Origin of the sequence: Pedobacter sp. KBW01, from assembly GCF_003852395.1 — a bacterium.
In the GTDB taxonomy this organism is placed as follows: Bacteria; Bacteroidota; Bacteroidia; order Sphingobacteriales; family Sphingobacteriaceae; genus Pedobacter.
On record NZ_QAJQ01000001.1, the window covers coordinates 87560 to 107914 of the forward strand.

At 38.9% G+C, this 20355-nt stretch carries 12 protein-coding genes; 11 read left to right on the forward strand and 1 reads right to left on the reverse strand.

Going from position 1 to position 20355, the window contains the following annotated elements:
* The first annotated feature begins 18 nt into the window (after positions 1-18).
* Positions 19-204 (forward strand): CsbD family protein, encoded by a 186-nt coding sequence (locus DBR40_RS00380; RefSeq protein WP_025145117.1) that lies wholly within the window; start codon positions 19-21, stop codon positions 202-204.
* Between the two features lie 157 nt (positions 205-361).
* On the forward strand, positions 362-1366 hold the full coding sequence (locus DBR40_RS00385; protein ID WP_124557830.1) for an LLM class flavin-dependent oxidoreductase: 1005 nt from the start codon (positions 362-364) through the stop codon (positions 1364-1366).
* A 158-nt stretch (positions 1367-1524) separates the two neighbouring features.
* Here DBR40_RS00385 and DBR40_RS00390 read toward each other — a convergent pair whose 3' ends face one another.
* Entirely contained in the window at positions 1525-4458 is a 2934-nt protein-coding gene (locus DBR40_RS00390; protein ID WP_124557831.1) for a M16 family metallopeptidase, read from the reverse strand.
* Between the two features lie 1051 nt (positions 4459-5509).
* On the opposite strand from DBR40_RS00390, the gene surE reads away from it, so the two are divergent.
* From surE to DBR40_RS00440, 9 genes are all read left to right on the forward strand, one after another.
* Complete coding sequence (surE, locus tag DBR40_RS00400) at positions 5510-6355, forward strand: 5'/3'-nucleotidase SurE (protein ID WP_124557833.1); 846 nt, start codon at positions 5510-5512, stop codon at positions 6353-6355.
* Between the two features lie 10 nt (positions 6356-6365).
* A complete protein-coding gene (locus DBR40_RS00405; protein ID WP_124557834.1) occupies positions 6366-6638 on the forward strand; it encodes a stationary phase survival protein SurE in 273 nt (90 codons plus the stop codon).
* 172 nt (positions 6639-6810) lie between these two features.
* Positions 6811-7917: a lipid-A-disaccharide synthase gene (gene lpxB, locus DBR40_RS00410; RefSeq protein ID WP_124557835.1), complete on the forward strand. Its 1107-nt coding sequence runs from the start codon at positions 6811-6813 to the stop codon at positions 7915-7917.
* A 203-nt stretch (positions 7918-8120) separates the two neighbouring features.
* On the forward strand, positions 8121-9125 hold the full coding sequence (locus DBR40_RS00415; RefSeq protein WP_124557836.1) for a LacI family DNA-binding transcriptional regulator: 1005 nt from the start codon (positions 8121-8123) through the stop codon (positions 9123-9125).
* 327 nt (positions 9126-9452) lie between these two features.
* A complete protein-coding gene (locus tag DBR40_RS00420) occupies positions 9453-12488 on the forward strand; it encodes a SusC/RagA family TonB-linked outer membrane protein (RefSeq protein WP_124557837.1) in 3036 nt (1011 codons plus the stop codon).
* 10 nt (positions 12489-12498) lie between these two features.
* The gene (locus tag DBR40_RS00425; RefSeq protein ID WP_124557838.1) at positions 12499-14157 is read left to right on the forward strand and encodes a RagB/SusD family nutrient uptake outer membrane protein; all 1659 of its coding nucleotides are present in this window, start codon (positions 12499-12501) and stop codon (positions 14155-14157) included.
* A gap of 313 nt (positions 14158-14470) precedes the next feature.
* A complete protein-coding gene (locus DBR40_RS00430) occupies positions 14471-16915 on the forward strand; it encodes a glutaminase family protein (RefSeq protein WP_124557839.1) in 2445 nt (814 codons plus the stop codon).
* 103 nt (positions 16916-17018) lie between these two features.
* Positions 17019-19286, forward strand: coding sequence for a GH92 family glycosyl hydrolase (locus DBR40_RS00435; RefSeq protein ID WP_124557840.1), 2268 nt, complete (start codon positions 17019-17021; stop codon positions 19284-19286).
* 69 nt (positions 19287-19355) lie between these two features.
* Positions 19356-20231, forward strand: coding sequence for an ROK family protein (locus tag DBR40_RS00440; RefSeq protein ID WP_124557841.1), 876 nt, complete (start codon positions 19356-19358; stop codon positions 20229-20231).
* Positions 20232-20355: the final 124 nt, after the last annotated feature.

Genomic DNA, 20355 nt, shown 5'->3' on the forward strand with positions numbered 1-20355 from the left:
TTAGAAAAACATACACGCATGGATAAGTTAGAATTAAAAGGAAAGTGGAATGAAATAAAAGGGAAAGTTAAACAGGCTTATGCCGATTTAACTGACGATGATTTGAAACATGAGGAAGGGCAGGATGATGAGTTGTTAGGGAAGCTGCAACAAAAAACGGGAAAAGGTAGAGAGGAACTGGTGAAATGGATAAATTCCCTTTAATAGCAGTAGTATAGGAAGATGGAAGCAGTCAAAATTTTGGCTGCTTTCTTTGTTTTATACTTTTCATTAATGTAGCCTTTAGGTCATATGTGCAGGTAACCGCAGGCACTTGCTGGTTTTAAGAATACTTTTGCTGGTGTTAAAATCTCCTATAAAAATGGATTCGAATTTATTAAAAAATATACCTTTCTCTGTGCTCGATCTGGCCACCGTTTTAGATGGACATACCGCCGCCGATACTTTTAAGACAAGTTTAGCACTGGCTAAACAATCAGAAGATTTGGGCTACCGGCGTTACTGGTTTGCCGAACACCACAATATGGCTGGGGTAGCCAGTTCGGCTACAGCTGTGTTAATTGGCTTTATTGCGGGTGGGACAAAATCAATTCGCGTTGGTTCAGGCGGTATTATGTTGCCTAACCACGCACCATTAATTGTAGCCGAGCAGTTTGGTACGCTGGCTTCGCTTTATCCAAACCGCATAGATTTGGGCCTGGGCAGGGCGCCTGGTACCGATCAGGTTACTGCAATGGCCATCAGAGGCGAAAATATGCATGCCGTGCACAGTTTTCCTAATGATATTGATAAGTTGCAGAGGTTGTTCTCGGCCGAAAACAATAAGGCCAGTGTACGCGCTATTCCTGGCGAAGGACTAGATATTCCGATTTGGGTTTTAGGATCGAGTACAGATAGTGCCAGACTTGCAGCAGAAAAAGGTTTGCCATATGCTTTTGCAAGTCACTTTGCTCCTGCTTACTTTGAGCAGGCCATTGCTATTTACCGCAATAACTTTAAGCCTTCTCAGTTTTTGTCAGCGCCCTATGTCATGGCCTGTGTAAATGTGGTAGCTGCCGATACCGATGCCGAAGCCAATCGTTTAGCCACTTCTGTTAAAAGAATGTTTTTAGGCGTAATTACCGGCAAAAGAGAGCTGTTAAAACCAGCAGTTGATAATATTGACCTATATTGGGATCAGCTTGAAAAGGAAGCGGTAGAACAAATGTTGTACTATTCTTTTATTGGAAGTACCGAAACTATAAAAGGAGAGTTGAATAGCTTCATTTCAAAACATGGGGTTAACGAAATCATGAGTACTTCGCATATTTACGATCACCAGTCAAAATTGCATTCGAATAAACTATTTGCCAGTGTTTTCGGATAATTGATTGTAGGTAGATAAAAAAAGCGTTCTGACAAGTGATCAGAACGCTTTTTTATGAATTAATCTAACTTCAGCTTTTAGACTGGGACTTTTACTACCTTAGACATCTTAGGGCATCTAAGCTTTTCGCTTTGGTCTTTCAGCTTTTACCTTTAAAATTAGTATCCAAAAATTTGCTCCAGGCTTAATTTAGTTACCGGACCAAACTTGGCTAAATCGGCCATGTTGATTTTCTTTTCAGAAGCAACAATACAATAGCTGTAAGGCTTGCCCGAAAGATTAGTCTGGTGGAATGATTTTACATCATTGAAGGTTAGCGGTTTTAAGTTAGCATACTCATCAATTCTCGAATCGTGGTCGAAACCAAGTTTTTTATCCGAAAGATAGCTGTAAATGATGCCATCTTTGGTAATACGGCTGGTTTCTAAGCCATTTAATGAGTTGGTTTTAGAAAGTGCGAACGATTTATCAGACTCTGGTAAAGTAGTTAACAAATCATTCATTCCTGCTACTGCATCGTTCATTTTATCAGCCTGTGTACCTACGTATGCAATAATTGCATTTTCTTTATCCTTACTGTTTGGCGAAGAATATACTGCGAAAGTAGAATAAGCTAGAGCTTTAGATTCGCGGATGGTTTGGAATACTACCGAACCCATACCGCCGCCAAAATAATTGTTGAATAAAGCAATTTTTGCTGAATTAGCCGGATCATATAAACCAGCATTGCGCACCCAACGAATTTCTGCCTGAACCATATCATAATCAGCAAAGTAAACTTTAGTCGAATCGGTTTTGGTATAGGTAAATTTCTTAATCGGCGCAGCATCAGTAAATTCTTTTGCCAAAGGATGTGCCTTCACAATATCGGCCGAGAATGCAGCTAGCGTTTTAGGACCGTAATAAGTAATGGTGTGTTTGTAATTGGTTAGATTATGCAAGATGTAAATCAGATCAGCCGATTTCATGTTCTTGATTTCATCGTTTGTTAAACCGTAGTTGAAAGGATTAACCGCACCAAACTGTGCATAACTCATTAAACCACCAAGGATTGATGATTTGTTCAGCTTTGCGTTTTCTCTCGATTTTAACAAACGGCCTTTTAAATCTTCTAAAGCTTTTTCGTTTGGTTTGCAGTTCGCCAAAACATCTTCTACCAAAGCTACAGCTTTGTCGAAATTCTCTTGTAAACCACTAATTGATACCGTTGTTACATCATTACTAACGTTTATGCTATAGCTACATGCAATGTTGTAAAATGCTTTGCTAATATCTTCTGCCGAATATTTATCAGTGCTTAAGAAAGATAAATATTGCGAAGCATAGGGCAACAGTTTGTAATTGTAAGAACCCATATCAAAACGATAGCTCATACGGAAAATTCCGTTTTCGGTATTTTGTACAGCAATTACATCGGCAATACCTGCTTTGCCGAAATTAAGGTCTTTAGTATAATCTAAAAATTTAGGTGCAATTGGTTTTACCGGAGCAGCAATAATGTTTTTTGTAAAAGGAGAAACTTCGTTTACATTGGTTTTAACAGCTGTAATTGTAGGCTTTTCTACTTTAACAATGCTTTTATCTTCACCTTTATGTTTCAGTATAGAAACATAGTTGTTGATGAAAAATTTATTGGCAAAATCTACAATTTCCTTTTTGGTTATTTTAGCCATGGCATCAGTAGAAGCCAATGTTTTGTCCCACTCAGCGCCTCTGTTCTGGATAAAGGCATTCATGGTAGCATCAGCACGTACATCATTATTATCAAACCCTTGCAATTCGGCCAGTTTAATGTTAGCTACAGTTGCTTTAATCAGGCTTTCATCAAACTCGCCTTTTTTAAGCAGTTCTACTTGCTCTAATAACAATTTTTGAGCTTCTTCTAAACTTTGTCCTGCTTTTGGCGATCCCGATAAAATGAAAATACCGTAATCTTTCATCGAATTATAACCCGCACCTGCACGCAACATTTTTTGTTGTTTGTTGATGTTAATATCCATTAAACCAGCTTTACCATTAGATAAAATGCTGCCGATTAAATCTAACAATAAGCTTTGGCGAGTGTTTTGTGCAAAACCTCTGTAAGCAACATATAAATTCTCAGCACTAGGACCGTAAATATCAACTGTTTGTATCTGGGTTAAAGGTTTTTCGGGAGCAGGATTATAAAGCGTAAATGGTTTAGGAACCATGTAAGCAAAATCTTTATCGATTTTTTTAATCAACTCATCATAATTAATATCACCCGACATGATTAAGGCCATGTTATTTGGTACATAATATTTGTTGTAATATTTTCTGATTTCGATTAATGAAGGGTTTTTTAAATGCTCAATGGTACCAATAGTGGTTTGTTGACCGTAATTGTGGGTAGGAAACAATGAGTAAAGCATTTTTTCGTACATTTTACGTCCATCATTATCCATACCGATGTTTTTCTCTTCGTATACCGCTTCTAACTCGGTGTGGAAAATACGGAAAACCGGTGCGCGGAAACGCTCAGCCTGTACTGCAAGAAACTTATCGATAGCATTTGATGGAAGATCTTCTTCGTAAACAGTTTCTTCTACAGAAGTATGTGCATTTGTAGAGCCGCTGCCGATCGATTTCATCATCTTATCGTACTCATTCGCAATCGAATAGTTAGATGCTTCGCCCGAAGTTTTATCTATCTCTTTGTAAATTTCTTTACGCTTAGCCGGATCGGTAGTTTTGTTATAAACCTCGTAAAGCGATTCGATTTTATCCAAAAGTGGTTTTTCTTTGGCATAGTTCAGCGTTCCAAACTTATCGGTTCCTTTAAACAAAAGATGCTCTAAATAGTGCGCCAAACCTGTATTGGTGCGAGGGTCGGTGTTACTACCCGCCCTAACTGCCATTTTGTAGGTAATGTTAGGCTCTTTGTTGTTTTGCGATAAGATTACTGTCAAACCGTTTTTTAGCGTGTAAAAACGTGTCTTAGTCGGGTCGTTGGTTACATATTTATACGTAAATCCGCCCGAGGTCCCTGTTTTCCATTGATAGGTGGTCTGTGCTTTCGCAATAGAACCCGTAATCAGAAAACAAGCCAAAGTAAATAGTTTGAATTTCATTGAAATGGTTTTGGTTTATGATAATGCGCTTGTATTTTGTTTTTTACGATCTGATAAAATACAGCATTCATTTTTAATAAGTTATTTGTTCAAATATATAGCCTTTCTGTTACGTTATGAAATACTTTTTCATTTCAGAACTAAATAGGTAGGAATAAATGATTTTGGCATATAAATCAGATTTATACACCCTTTTCAAACTATAAATTGTCTCTATCCATCACTAGCGCAAGTCTTAGCGGGCCAGACAGTGCTGCAGCTTGACTTATGCTTTTTAGATATGATTGGAATTAGTCTATTGGTTCCTCGTAGGTCGGGGGTTTGTAAGCCAGATTGCAGTTGGGTTGTTTCCCGCAGATTGATGTTTCCTTTAACTTTAATAGTTCCATTTTAGATAGCCTTAATTTTTGTATATTAGGTTAAACAAAAGCGATAATACCCCATTTTAGTCAATCTGATTAAAAATCCACAAAACATCACAGCACCCCACCTTTATTCTACATTTACTCCACGTTTATGCCACCTTCCAGACAGGCTTGCTTGGGTACTGCTTTGCCTTAGGTGGAGGATTGCTTTGGTTATACACTGGTAAAAGCTAAGTGTTGTTGGCACTTGCCTATACCACAGGTTTAGCAAGCTTTCGGTTGGTGGGTTAAGGATTGTCGAAGAAAAGGTTTAGAAACTATGGAGTAGATACCCACTTAAGCCCTGCATCCTGTTACCCGTTGGTGAGGATTTTAATCTCTTCTGTATTTATATAGATTGTAACGGCATTATTAATCTCGGAAAAGTATATTATAAGTGAGGGTGATATTAAAAGCTGTTCCTATTAATTTCATTGATTAACGATAGTGAAATCAGACTATTGATCGCCCCTTTTATTATTGATTACATGTAAATGAAAACACTATTATTTAAAAAGATATTTGATCCAATATATTGATTGGCTAATTATAAATAACATGTTTCTATGGTATGTTCTTAACAGTAATCAGATCTCTTAAAGCAATACTTATTGTGCCTTGAATTTATAATCTGTATTTTTACCGGCATGACAAAGCAGGGCACAAAACCAAATATTTTAGTTGTAAACGACGATGGAATTACAGCTACTGGTATAAAGAATTTAATGGAAGTAATGCAAGAGCTGGGCAATGTGGTTGTGGTAGCTCCCGATAGTCCACAGAGTGGAATGGGGCACGCTATTACCATTGGCAAACCGATTCGTTTTGATAAAGTTGATCTATATGAAGGCGTTGAGATGTATAAATGCAGCGGTACACCTGTTGATTGCGTTAAAATTGCTGTAAATAAAATTTTTAAAGGTAAAAAGCCCGATTTGTGTGTATCCGGAATTAACCATGGTTTAAATAATTCGGTTAATGTACTGTATTCTGGTACCATGTCAGCTGCAGTTGAAGGAGCTATTGAAAAAATACCATCAGTTGGTTTCTCTTTAGATGATTTTGCAGCTGATGCTGATTTTAGTCATACCAAACCTTATATAAAAAATATTTGCGAGCAGCTTCTTGAAAACGGTTTGCCGGAAGGCATCCTTTTAAATGTTAATTTTCCCAAAGGAGATAACCTGAAAGGGGTTAAAGTTTGCCGCCAGGCCAATGCCAAGTGGATGGAGGAGTTTGAAGAAAGAACCGATCCATACAAACGTCCGTATTACTGGCTTACGGGTGTTTTCGAAAACTTTGATAAAGGAGAAGATACCGATGTTTGGGCTTTAGAAAACGGCTACGTATCTATTGTTCCGGTACAGTTCGATTTAACCGCGCACCATGCCATCCAAACGCTAAACACCTGGAATTTTACTGGTGGAAAAGATTCTAAACAGGTAGGCATTGCCACTAAGGTTTCTGCACCCGATGGCATTAATTTAGGTTAACCACAAGGTGATGAACGATCGATTAAAAGCATTGAATAATTCGGTATGGGTTGGTTTGGTAATTGGTTTACTGGTACCGGTAATTTTATGTTCCCTTGCCTTGTATATTATTCACCATGTAGCTTCTTTAACCAAAGCCGATTTGTTATACATTGGTGGCATTGCCGTAAACGCATATACCATGCAATATTTTTTTAAATACAATAAAGAAAATATTGGAAGAGGCATACTGGCCGCTACATTTTTGTGTGCCTTTGCCTTTTTTGCCTACAAAGTCTTTTAGATGATGGAATAGGTAAAATGGATAATGGAAGAAGTAACATGGATGATGGGGACACTACAATTTCTATCTCAAATCTTATGTCAAAAATAACTGTGCAGAGAACGTGTAAAATAGATGACAGGGATTGTTCCTACATCTTCCATCATCAATCCCACATCTTACATAACAACCTATGAAATACTACCTCGTAGCCGGAGAAGCATCAGGCGATTTACACGGTGCAAACCTAATGAAAGCATTAAAAGCTGAAGATGGTGGAGCTGTATTCCGTTACTTTGGTGGCGATAAAATGGCTGCCGAAGGAGGGGAGCTGGTAAAACATTATGCCGATATGGCTTTTATGGGCTTTACCGAAGTAGTTTTAAACCTGCGTACTATTTTTAAAAACCTTAGCGCCTGTAAACAAGATTTGTTAGCCTGGAAACCTGATGTGTTGATTCTGATCGATTTTCCGGGTTTTAACCTCAAAATTGCAGAGTTTGCCAAAGCACATGGCATAAAGGTTTGTTACTATATTTCGCCAAAGGTTTGGGCCTGGAACCAGAAACGGGTACTCAAAATTAAAAGAGTTGTAGATCATATGTTCTGCATTTTGCCATTCGAGGTAGATTTTTACAAAAGCTGGGGCATGCAGGTAGATTATATTGGCAACCCTTTGTTAGATGAAATTGCACAGTTCACACCCGATCCTGTCTTTCGCGGAAAGCACCAGCTAGGCGATAAAAAAATTATTGCATTATTGCCTGGAAGCCGGAAGCAGGAAATAGAACGATTGCTCCCGGTAATGCTGAGTGTGGTCGAAAATCATAATGATTATACCTTTGTAATTGCTGCTGCACCAACCTTTACAGACCAATATTATCATCAGTTTACTGGCGACAAAAAAGTAGTTTTAGTTTTTAACAATACTTACAACCTGTTACACCAAGCACATGCTGCAATTGTAGCATCGGGTACGGCTACTCTAGAAACAGCCTTGTTTAAAGTGCCTCAGGTGGTGGTTTATAAAGGTGGTACCATTTCTATTGCCATTGCGCGCTTGCTGGTAAAAATTAAGTTTATTTCGCTTGTAAACCTCATCGTAGATAAAAAAATCGTGACCGAGCTAATTCAGGAAGATTGCAATACCCCAAAAATAGACGAAGAGTTAGGTTTAATACTTGGAGGTGCAGGCAGAAGTGAAATGCTGGCGGGTTACGACGAACTTTTAAAATTGATGGGAAAACCTGGCGCATCGGCTAAAACAGCAAAACTGATTAAAGGTTATCTATCTGCGTAATTATTGAACGACTGTAATATTGAATGACTGAGTGTTTTCTGGCGCAACCCCAAATCTCTCATTCAATAATTATTATTCCCCTCTTTCTTTCTAAAACGATTAACATAAAAAATGTTAAATTGCAGTTTTTAAACATGCAAAAAAATAAAAGCTATAATTTTTGCTTAGTTTTGAATGATTAACCTAATAGAACTCCCCGGCACATGAAATCGCTTTCTATCAAAGATATCGCTGTTAAAGCAAACGTATCCATCACTACAGTTTCTTTTATCATTAATGGAAAAGCAAAAGAGAAATCGATTAGTGAGGCAGTAATAGAGAAAGTAGAGAAAATTATTGAAGAAAGCGGGTATAAACCTAATCAGATCGCCCGAAGCCTGCGTACCGGAAATTCGAATATCATTGGCTTGATTATCGAAGATATTTCCAATTCTTTCTTTTCGAGGATAGCAAGGCTAATTGAAGATAAAGCTTACAAAAAAGGGTATAAAATTATTTATTCGAGTACCGAAAACAGTGTAGATAAAGCGAAAGAGCTCATCAACATGTTTAAATCGCGCAAGGTCGATGCCTATATTATTTCGCCAATTAAAGGAATTGAAGAAGATATACAGCTGTTAATAAACGACGGTAATCCTGTAATTCTTTTCGATAGGAACCTGCCCGATATCAGTACCAGTTACGTAGGTGCAGATCATTTTAATGCTTCTTATCAATCCATCAAAAACTTTATCGATCAGGGTAAAAAGAACATTGCCCTGGTAACTATCGATATTAACGTAGAACAGATTACCGAGCGTTTAGAAGGCTATAAAAAAGCACTGGAAGATAACGGAATCAAATACAATGAAGACCTTGTTTTAAAAATCCATTTTAACCAAGAAGAAAGTGAAACCATTGCCCAGATTCAGGGCTTACTGCAGCATAAAGAAATAGATGCTGTGCTGTTTGCTACCAATTACCTGGCCATTAGTGGTTTAAAGGCTTTAAAGCAGATCAATAAAAAAGTAGGGGATGACTTCGCAGTTATTGCTTACGATGATCATGAAGCATTTGAGCTGCATACTCCCCGCATTTCTGCTATTCAGCAACCCTTAGAGGAAATAGCCGAAACCATCATCAAACTCATTTTAAGTCAACTTTCTTCAAAAAGCAAATTGCCTGCAGAAGAGGTGATTATCCCCGCCCGTTTAGTGCTTAGAGACTAACAAAAACCGACTTCCGATCAATTGTCATATTTTTTTTACTTACTAAAACGTTTTATTACGATTTAGAATTGCTATTATTGGGCTTGCTAAAACGTTTTAGCATGGCCGGAATAAATTTTATGAGCATTACACCAGTTTCCTACTGATTTTTAAGGGATTGTATCAACACAGGGATGAGTCTTGTCATCGGGGCTCTGTTGTTATCCAATCAAACCTTAAACACGATAAATAGTGTCAGGCAGTATAACCCTTGCCTGGCCTTCGCTTTCGCAGATAAACAATACCAGAAACAATAACTAATCATTTATAATTAAAACAAAACCGTTAATGAAAATTAATTTACTCAAAATTACGGGGCTGTCCGCTGCCATTGTGTTGCTAAACAGTCCTGCGTTTTCAATGAACGCAAAATTAGGAGTTACAGGAGGACGATCGGGCGAGAGCAAGCTGTTGAAACATGCTCTGGTAAGAAAGATCGTCTCAGGAACAATTCTCGATGAAAACAATCTACCAGTACCAGGGGTTGGTATTAAGAATGTAACTTCCGGTAAAGGTGCTGTAACCGATGTAAGCGGGAAGTTTAACATAGAAGCAAATGTAGGTGATGTAATCAGGATCAGCTATGTAGGCTATATCACGCAAAACATTACAATAGCAAATCAAACCACATTAAACATCAAATTAGTGGTATCTGCTGATACCAAGCTGGATGATGTTGTAGTGGTAGGTTATGGTACATTAAGAGAAAAAGAGATTACCTCGGCTATCACTAAAGTAGATTCTACTAAATTCAGACAAAGCGGGTCGAGAAACCCGTTGGATTTATTGGTAGGAAAGGTTGCAGGTTTACAAATCTCTAGAAATAGTTCTAATCCGAACAGTGGAGTAGGTATTCAATTGAGGGGAGTTACCTCTGTATCTGGTACTGCAATCCCCTTAATCATTATTGATGGAATTCCAGGAGGTAACCTTGATCTTTTACAGCAAGACGATATTGAGTCGTTTAGTGTTTTAAAAGATGGATCGGGTGCCGCAATTTACGGAACAAGAGCAAATGCAGGGGTAATCATCGTAACAACGAAAAAAGGCAAAAAAGGACCTGCTCGTTTTGATTACAATGCCTATGTTAGAACAGAAACCCTTGTCAAAAGACCTGACTTTATGAATGCTACTGAATGGAGAACGCGTATTGCAAGTGGTGAGTACAAAGTAGTTGATAAAGGGGGCGATTATGATTACTTCCAGGATCTAATCAATAAAAATAATATATCAAACAACCACAATTTAGCAGTATCCGGAGGTGGTGATAATTCTAGCTATAGAGTAAGTGCGAATTACAGAGAGCTTCAAGGTTTGGCTAAAGAAAACGGACGAAAAGAATATGGTATCCGGGCAAGCTTAACACAAAAAGGTCTGCAAGATAAGCTTCAGGCACAATTCAATGTTTCTACCAATTTTAATAATGCCAACCTATTGGGTGGTGGCGGTTGGGAGAACGTGTTGACAAAGAACCCGACCGAATCTTATTTCAATCCGGATGGTTCTTATCAATTTACTCGTACAATTACCAACGAACTGGCTAGGTTGGAGCAAGAACGCTATGGTTTACAGCAACAGACTACTTCCGTGGATGGTAAGTTGGATTTAGAGGTGATCAAAGATTTAAAGTTAAGTGCATTCTTTGCAGCTCAAAGAAACAATAGAATTTGGAGTGAATATCGTGATAGAGCTAGCCAGAACTCTGTTGAGAATGGAGATGCACCTAATGGTGGATATGCTGCAAAAACTACCGAATTAAACCAAAATATCAACTTCGAACCTACTATTGAGTATACTAAGACTTTCGGGAAACACAAACTCTCTGGAATTGGTGGTTACAGTTTCCGTCGCGAAACCAACGAGGGTTTTAACGCTAATAACCGCGGCTATGTGAATGATTTGTTTGAAGATAACAACCTGGGAAGTGTGCCAGTAAAGGTTACTACAATTGGGATAGGAAGCTTTAAAAATGAGAATACATTGATTGCTGTTTTTGCAAGATTAAACTATTCCTTGAATGATAAATACTTTGCTCAAGCTATCTTCAGAAGAGAAGGTTCTTCTAAGTTTGGAGCAAACAACAAATGGGCTAACTTCCCTGCTATTTCCGGAGGCTGGAATATCACCCAGGAAGAATTCATGAAGAATGTAAGCTGGGTGAACAATTTGAAGCTAAGAGTAGGGTATGGGGAAACAGGTAATTCGGGTATGGGAAATGATGCTGCTCTGGTAACCTTAAACGGTGGAGGGATCTATCTTTTCCCAACAGGCGAGTACCTGCAAACTTATGGTCCAAATAAAAACCCTAATCCTGATTTGAGGTGGGAAACCAAGCAAGAAACTAATATTGGTATAGACTTTACTATCCTAAATAATAAATTAACTGGTTCGATAGATGTATATAAACGAAAAACGAAAGACCTCATAGATACATATACTTCTCCACAACCTCCTTTTGTAACATCATCAATTACGACAAACGTTGGATCAATTTCAGCTAAAGGTATTGAGGTTTCTTTAAGCTACGCGGCTATTAAAAATAAAGATTTCAGTTGGAGCGTAGATTTTGCAGGTAGTACGACAGAAAATATCCTGGACACTTACTCAAATAGTGAATATCGCAGAGACATGCGAACTTTTGGCTCGATTGGTGGTTTCGGAGCGCTGGGAGATGCATTTAGAACCTACGAAGGTAGAAAAGTTGGCGAATTTTGGGGAAAACGCTTCGCTGGCTTCAGCCCTGATGGCAAATGGACTTTCTTCAATAGAAATAATGAAGTCGTGACTAATGCTCAAATTAACACCTCAGTATTCAGAGACCAAACTGACCTTGCTGTAATCGGGAACGCAGTTCCAAAGTACTATTTATCCTTAACAAACAACTTTACCTACAAAGGATTTGATTTAAGAGTATTCTTGAGAAGTAAGCTTGATTTTGATGTGCTCAATACAATGGCCATTTCTTATGGCAATAAAAATGGTGCCTCTACAAATCTTTTAAATAGTGCTTTCACCAAATATGCCGATCTGAAAGACACTTATATGTATACTGATTATTACTTAGAGAGTGGTAGTTTCCTTAAACTTGATGAAGTAACACTTGGCTATACCTTTAAACTTAAAACTAAATATGTGAGAACACTAAGATTGAACTTGACTGGACAAAATCTGGTGACCATCACTGGTTACACAGGGAATGACCCAGACTATATTCAAGATACAGGTTTAGGGCAAGAAATCAACGGCAGAAGCTTAGGTATCGATACCAGAAGCCCTTACCCAGCAACAAGACAATTCTTATTTGGCGTTAATTTCGGATTTTAATTTTTAAGTAATGAAAAGATATAAAAAAATAATATTAGCAGTGCTTGTGGCAGCACCAACATTGCTCCTAAATAGCTGCTCTAAACTAGATCAACCGATTTATGATCAACTGATTGCAGATAATTTCTACAACAATAAAAATGAGGTTTTATCTGCTGTGTTAAGACCATATACGCACGCTAATGCTTGGGTTACGCCATCAGGTCAGGACGGATGGTGGAGACCAGCTGAACTGTCAGGAGATCAATTGGCCTGGCCAACTAAAGGCCGTCACGGCGAAGATGGTGGTAAATGGAAAAGACTACATTACCATACGTGGTTAAGCGATGATGGGCCATTGAACAACGCTTGGGTGTTGATGTATTGGGGAATGGGTTTATGTAATTCTCCAATCGAAAACTTAGAAAAGAAAAGTATAGCAGAAATGGGTATTACACAAGCAGAAAAAGATGCCTACATTGCTGAGTTAAAACTATTCCGGGCTTTCCATTATTTAAAATTAATGGATCTTTTTGGAAACATTCCTGTAGTTACCCAAGTAGGTGTTCCGGCTAAGCCAGCAACATTGCCTCGTGCACAGGTTTTTGCTTTTGTCGAAAAAGAAATCAAAGAAAATATCGATAAAGCACCAAAATTATCTAGGAACATGATTGGCAGGATGAGTCAGGCTGGTGCGTATGCAATGTTGGTAGAGCTCTATCTGAATGCTGAAATTTGGACAGGTACAGCAAGATGGGACGATTGTATTGCTGCAGCAAATAAACTGATTGCAGGTGATGGTGGTGCGCAGAACGGGACTATGCAGTTAGATCCAAACATCACTGATCCATTCAAGTCTACTAACGATTTATCCAAAGAAGTGATTTTTTCAATCGCTTATGAGTTTGCAAAAGCTTCTTTTCAACCCTCGTGGACAGGTGAATTCTTTCACTTTCAGCAAGATCAAATTTATGGTGGTGCCAGAAATGGTAACGATGGGATTGTTGTAGTGCCCGGAAATTTTACAAAATACGAGGATGAAGATTTAAGAAAGAGAACCTGGCTCTTAGAGGGGCCAATGGTTAGATTTGACAATGGTCAACCGGCGCTTGCCAGAGGAGGAAACGAATATGATGGTCAACAGATTGTTTTTGTAGATAACATCCGCAAAAATAAAACTGGATCTACCGTATCCAATATGAGTGAAGGTGAAGAAAACAGCGGTGTCCGTTTCAATAAATACAAATTAGGCAATCAGGTTGCAGGCATTGTAAATGGAGTAGCTGTACCCATTGATCAAAACTACAACAATACAGATTGGAATATTTACCGTTTAACCTGGGTATATTTTGCCAAGGCAGAAGCAATAATGCGTAAAAATGGGGGAGTAGCCACTGCAGAAGCTGTACAATTAATCAATGATTGTAAAAAAAGAGCTTTTACTGATGCAAATTGGGCGACAAGGGCTTACACACCAGGAACGTTAACCTTAAATGAGCTCCTATCTGAAAGAGGCAGGGAGTTTATTTTTGAAGGTTTTAGAAGAAATGACCTTATTAGATTTGGTAAATTTACTACCGAAAGCTGGTGGGATCATACCCCTTCTGCTGCATTCAGGAATTTGTATCCAATTCCTCAGGTTCAGCGTACACTTAATGAAAACTTAGCCCAAAATCCAGGCTATAATTAATAAATAGCTTAGGTATAGAAGAAAGCCGCAGTATAAGATAATTATGCTGCGGCTTCTTTTTTATTTTATTATGCTAGCCGCTTTTATATTAGTGATATGTAACCTATATGTTACCAATCGAAGCGGCGAAAAGTGTATTATTTTTTACTAATATTGATTTAGTAAAACGTTTTACTTTGTTTAATCATTTTTAACTGTAAAAACGACATTTAACCAGCATTATCTACATTAGCTATTTAGGCTTGATATAAGATATTTGGTGAATAAACTGGTAAAACGTTTTATCAACTGCAATGAAACCAAATATTAATTTATGAGAAAACTTTCCTTACTAGCACTTTGTCTTTTTTTTAGCTTAATTACGAGAGCGCAAGACAAAGCCCCGGCCTATCCCTTAATTACCCACGATGCTTATTTCAGTATCTGGTCTTTTGGCGAAGGCCTTACCAACTCTGTTACCAAACATTGGACCGGCAAAGAGCAGTCGTTATTGGGCATTATAAAAGTGGATGGTAAATTATATCGCTTTTTAGGCGAGGAAAGCAAAACTTTCAAAACCATACTTCCGGCTGCTGATGAATCGAAATATCAGGCAAGTTATAGCTTTGAAAAACCTCAGGAGGGTTGGGAAAGCAACACTTACAAAGATACTGACTGGAAAAAAGCAGAAGCACCTTTTGGCGATGACGAGCGAGCCAAAACAAAATGGACAACTAACGATCTTTACTTCCGCAGAACTTTCGATATAACCAATGTTTCTGCTACAAAAAAATATTTAAAGCTTAATCACGATGACAATGTAATCGTTTATCTAAATGGTAAGGTTATTTACAGAAAAAATGGTTGGGTTTCAGATTACGCCTACCTCCCAATTGAGAATAGCACGCTGCAGAAAGGCAAAAATGTATTGGCCATCTACGTTAAAAATACAGCAGGTGGTCGTCATTTAGATGCCGGTATTGTAGAGGAAGAGGCATCAGATATTAAAACAGATGTAGCTACGCAAACCCATGTAAACATTCAGGCCACCAGCACACAATATACTTTTAGCTGTGGTCCGGTAAAGTTAAAGGTCGATTTTACCTCGCCTTTATTGGCTAATGATATTAAACTAACCGCTCGCCCGATTAGTTATATCAGCTATGCAGTAAACGCTACTGATGGCAAAACACACCAGGTTGATGTTTACTTCAGTGCTTCATCCAACATTGCCGTAAATAATCCTATCCAACCCGTTTCTGCATGGAAAAATACCAGCAACAATTTATCGGTATTAAAAACAGGTACCGTGGAACAGCCCATATTGAAAAAACGTGGCGATGACCTGCGTATCGATTGGGGTTACCTGTATGTTGCCGTTCCTACAAAATTTAAAGCCACTCAGTTTATCGGTACACCAAACGAAAGTCTGAAAGCTTTTCTTTCGACAAAGTACCCTGCACAAAAGCAGGTGTTAAATACCAAAAATTTAAGTCTGAGTAATGTGATACCTTTTGGTACTGTTTCTTCTGCCCTGGTAGAAAAATATGTAATGCTGGGCTACGATGATTTAAAATCTGTAGAATACTTTGGCGAAAAACTATCACCCGTTTGGCGACAAACTGGTGGTCAGAATTTTGAAGATCAACTTGCCGAAGCCGCTGCACAATATTCTGCCTTAAAATCTGAATGTGCTGCATTTGATGCTAAATTATACGCCGATGCCAAAAAGGCCGGAGGGGTAGAATACGCCGATATGTGTAAATTGGCTTATCGGCAGGCCATTGCTGCCCACAAAATTGTTTATGCACCAAATGGTGATATCCTTTTCCTATCCAAAGAAAATTTCAGTAATGGCTCTATCAATACAGTAGATGTTACTTACCCTTCAGCGCCGCAATTTTTGGTATATAACCCCGAATTACTAAAAGGGATGCTAAACGGTATTTTCTATTACTCTGAAAGTGGTAAGTGGAAAAAACCTTTCCCTGCACACGATTTGGGTACTTATCCGTTGGCCAACGGGCAAACCTATGGCGAAGATATGCCTGTGGAAGAAGCAGGTAACATGATTATTTTAACCGCAGCCATTACCAAGGCCGAGGGCAATGCAAAATATGCCGAAAAACACTGGGAGGTAATGTCGGTATGGGCGAACTATTTATTGAGAGAAGGATTTGACCCTGCAAACCAGCTTTGTACCGATGATTTTGCCGGTCATTTGGCCCGCAATGCAAACTTATCAGTAAAGGCAATTGTAGCCCTGGGAGGTTACGCACAAATGGCACAACAACTGGGTAAAACCGATATAGCGACGAAATACAGAACGGCAGCTTTGCAAATGGCTCAAAACTGGATGAAAATGGCCGATGATGGCGATCATTATGCCTTAACCTTTAACGATAAAAATACCTGGAGCCAGAAATATAATCTGGTATGGGATAAACTGTTAAAACTGGATCTGTTCCCTAAAGAGGTTTACAAAAAAGAAATCAATTTCTATTTAACCAAACAAAAAGATTTTGGCTTGCCTCTCGATAGTCGCAGGACTTACACCAAATCGGATTGGATTATGTGGACTGCTACTTTGGCTGATAAAGACACAGATTTCAGAAAATTTATAAGCCCGATATATCGTTTTGCAACCGAAACCCAAAGTAAAGTACCATTAAGCGATTGGCACGAAACCACCAATGGCAAAATGACGGGCTTCCAGGCGAGGAGCGTAGTTGGCGGCTATTTTATTAAAATGCTGGCCGATAAATGGGAAATTAAATAAGCTATAACCAGCATGGCCTGCAGTATAAAACTGGAGTGTACATGCTGGTTTTTAAAGGTATGTGGCTTGCAAAAAGCGCAAAAGATAAACACACAAATAAACAATGAAAATTAAATTAATCGCATCCGTTCTGTTTTGTCTTTCTGCCAAGGGGTTATTGGCACAGCAAAAAGATTGGGTACAGTACGTAAACACCTTGCAGGGAACCAACTCCAAACACGAGTTAACCCGTGGCAATACCTACCCCACAACCTCATTGCCCTTTGGCATGCACACCTGGACACCCCAAACTGGTAGAAACGGCGATGGCTGGAAATACCAGTATTTTAAAGATAAAATAAGAGGTTTTCAGCAGGCACACCAATGCAGTTCATGGACCAGAGATTATGCCGTATTTTCTTTAATGCCAGTGGTTGATGAGCTGGTAGTTGATGAAAACAAGCGTGAGACAAAATTTAGTCATAACAACGAAATAGCCAAACCGAACTATTATAAGGTAAAGTTCGAAAACGATATTACTACCGAAATTTCGCCTTCAGAGCGTGGGGCGCACCTGCGTTTCAGCTATCCAAAAGGTAAAAGAAGTTTTCTGGTTTTAGATGGTTACAACCGGTTAAGCGGTGTACAGATTTTTCCAAAAGAAAATAAAATTACCGGTTGGGTAAATAACGGCGAAGGGTTTAAAAGGGGTTGGAAAAGCTATTTTGTAATTCAGTTCGATCAGCCCATTAAATCGTACGGAACATGGGAAAACAAAAACAACACGGTTTCTGCCGATTCTACCGCTGCAGAGGGGCTGGGTAAAGGTGCCTTTGTGCAGTTCGAAGCCGGAGCAAAAGTGCAGATTAAAACTGCTTCATCTTATATCAGTTTAAAACAAGCCGAGCTGAATTTAAAAAGAGAACTGGGCAACGATAAAAACCTGGAAGATACCAAAGCAAATGCCGCTGCGGTATGGAATAAATCGCTTGGCAAAATTGAAGTAGAAGGTGGATCGAAAACCGATATGGAAACCTTTTATTCTTGCTTCTTCAGGGCGAGTTTATTTTCGAGAAAGTTTTATGAACTGAACGAAGCAGGTAAACCTTATTATTTTAGTCCTTACGATGGTAAAGTACATGATGGGTACATGTTTACCGATACTGGTTTTTGGGATACTTTCAGGGCACAATTTCCATTAAATACATTGGTTCAGTCCGAAATGCATGGCCGTTATATGCAAGCCCTGCTTGATGCTTATCAGCAATGCGGCTGGCTGCCGTCATGGTCTTTCCCGAGCGAAGCCGGAAGTATGATCGGAAACCACGCCATTTCGTTATTAACCGATGCCTGGTCAAAGGGAATCAGGACCTTCGACCCTAAGAAAGCTTTGGATGCCTATTACCACGAAGCCATGAACAAAGGTCCCTGGGGGCCGGCAAATGGCAGGGATGGCGTAAAAGAATATAACGAGCTGGGTTATGTGCCCTATCCAAAATACAGAGAAGCAACTGCTAAAACTTTAGAGTATGCCTACGATGATTATTGTGCCTACCATTTGGCTAAAATGATCGGGGATAGGCACTACATGGAGGTTTTTGAAAAACCGATGTACAATTATAAAAATGTTTACGATGCTTCTACACGTTTTATGCGTGGTAAAGATGTGAGTGGAAAATGGTCGCCTAATTTCGACCCGATAGAGTGGGGTGGACCTTTTACCGAAGGCAATGCCTGGCATTATCACTGGTCGGTTTTTCAGGATACCAAAGGCCTGATTGATTTAATGGGCGGATACCAAAACTTTACCGCAAAACTCGATTCAGTTTTTAGCGAGCCCAATAAGGTGAATGTAGGCTCATACGGTGGCTTGATACACGAAATGACCGAAATGGTAATGGCCAACATGGGACAATATGCCCATGGTAATCAACCCATACAACACATGGTTTACCTGTACAATTATGCCAACCAACCCTGGAAATCGCAATTTTATGCCCGCGAGGTGATGCGTAAACTGTACGATGCCACGGAAAACGGTTACCCTGGAGATGAAGATCAGGGGCAAACCTCGTCGTGGTATGTATTAAGTGCGCTAGGCTTTTACAGTGTAACCCCCGGTACCGGTGAATATGTATTGGGAAGCCCGGTATTTAAAAAAACGACCATTAATTTAGAAAACGGTAAAAAATTCGTGATCGAAGCACCGGCCAACGATGTCAGCCATGTTTACATTAAATCGGCAACACTTAATGGTAAAAACTTCACCAAAAACTTCATCAATCACAGCGATTTGTTAAAGGGAGGGGTACTAAAATTAGAAATGAATGTTAAACCTTCGTTAAATAGAGGGTTATTAGCTGAAGATAAGCCATTTTCGCTTAGCAAATAGATAAGGAATTACTACTTTTGCAAATTATTAAAAAGTAGGAAGAGTAAATAACAGAAATATAAATATAGAATGGAAAAGCCTGTTGCATTAGGTGTAGATATTGGCGGCTCGCATATTACGGCCGCATTGGTGGATTTAGAAACAAGAACTTTGGTGAAAGATTCTATCAAGCGTAGCCCTGTGAATTCACAGGAGAGTAAAGAAGTGATTTTATCAGCATGGTGCGATATCATTGATAAGGCTTTTAAAAACATTAAAAATGGCGTTCGCAGTGTGGGTATTGCCATGCCAGGCCCATTTAATTACAGCGAAGGCATTTCTTTAATTAAAGAACAGGATAAGTTTAAAGCACTTTATCAAATTAATGTTAAAGAAGAACTTTCCAAAAGATTGGATATCCCTACTGATCATATTCACTTTATAAACGATGCGGCAGGCTTTTTGCAAGGCGAGGTTTTTGCAGGCGCAGCCAAAGGAAATGCAAGTGTATTGGGCTTAACGCTTGGTACAGGGTTGGGTTCATCGCTATGCCTCAACTATAAAGCTTTCGATGCTGACCTTTGGAACTCCGAATTTTTAGACGGAATTGCCGAAGATTACTTATCTACACGCTGGTTCGTAAAACGTTTTAACCAGCTTAGCGGAAAAGTGGTAGCCGGCGTTAAGGAGCTTGTCGAGATTGTAGAAACCGATCACCATGCAACCATGGTTTTTATGGAATTTGGTAATAACCTGGCTCAGTTCTTAATTCCGATTATAAAAGAACATAAAATTGATACCGTTATTATTGGTGGTAATATTGCACAATCATTTAATGCTTTTGCCCCCGAACTGATTGCCACACTGAAAGGTAATGGCATTGAAACGGAAATAAAAATATCAGAACTTAAAGAGCATGCAGCTCTTATCGGTGCCGCAAGTTGTTGCGATTTAAGCCTTACCTAAGACTGGTTCTTATCTCTTTTTCTACAGAGGCTGTTTCATCAAATCTAGTTTGTTATTGGTGAAACAGCCTCTTTTGTATCCTGCCGGCGAGAAAAATTTTCTGTAATATTTTTATTTCTAATTG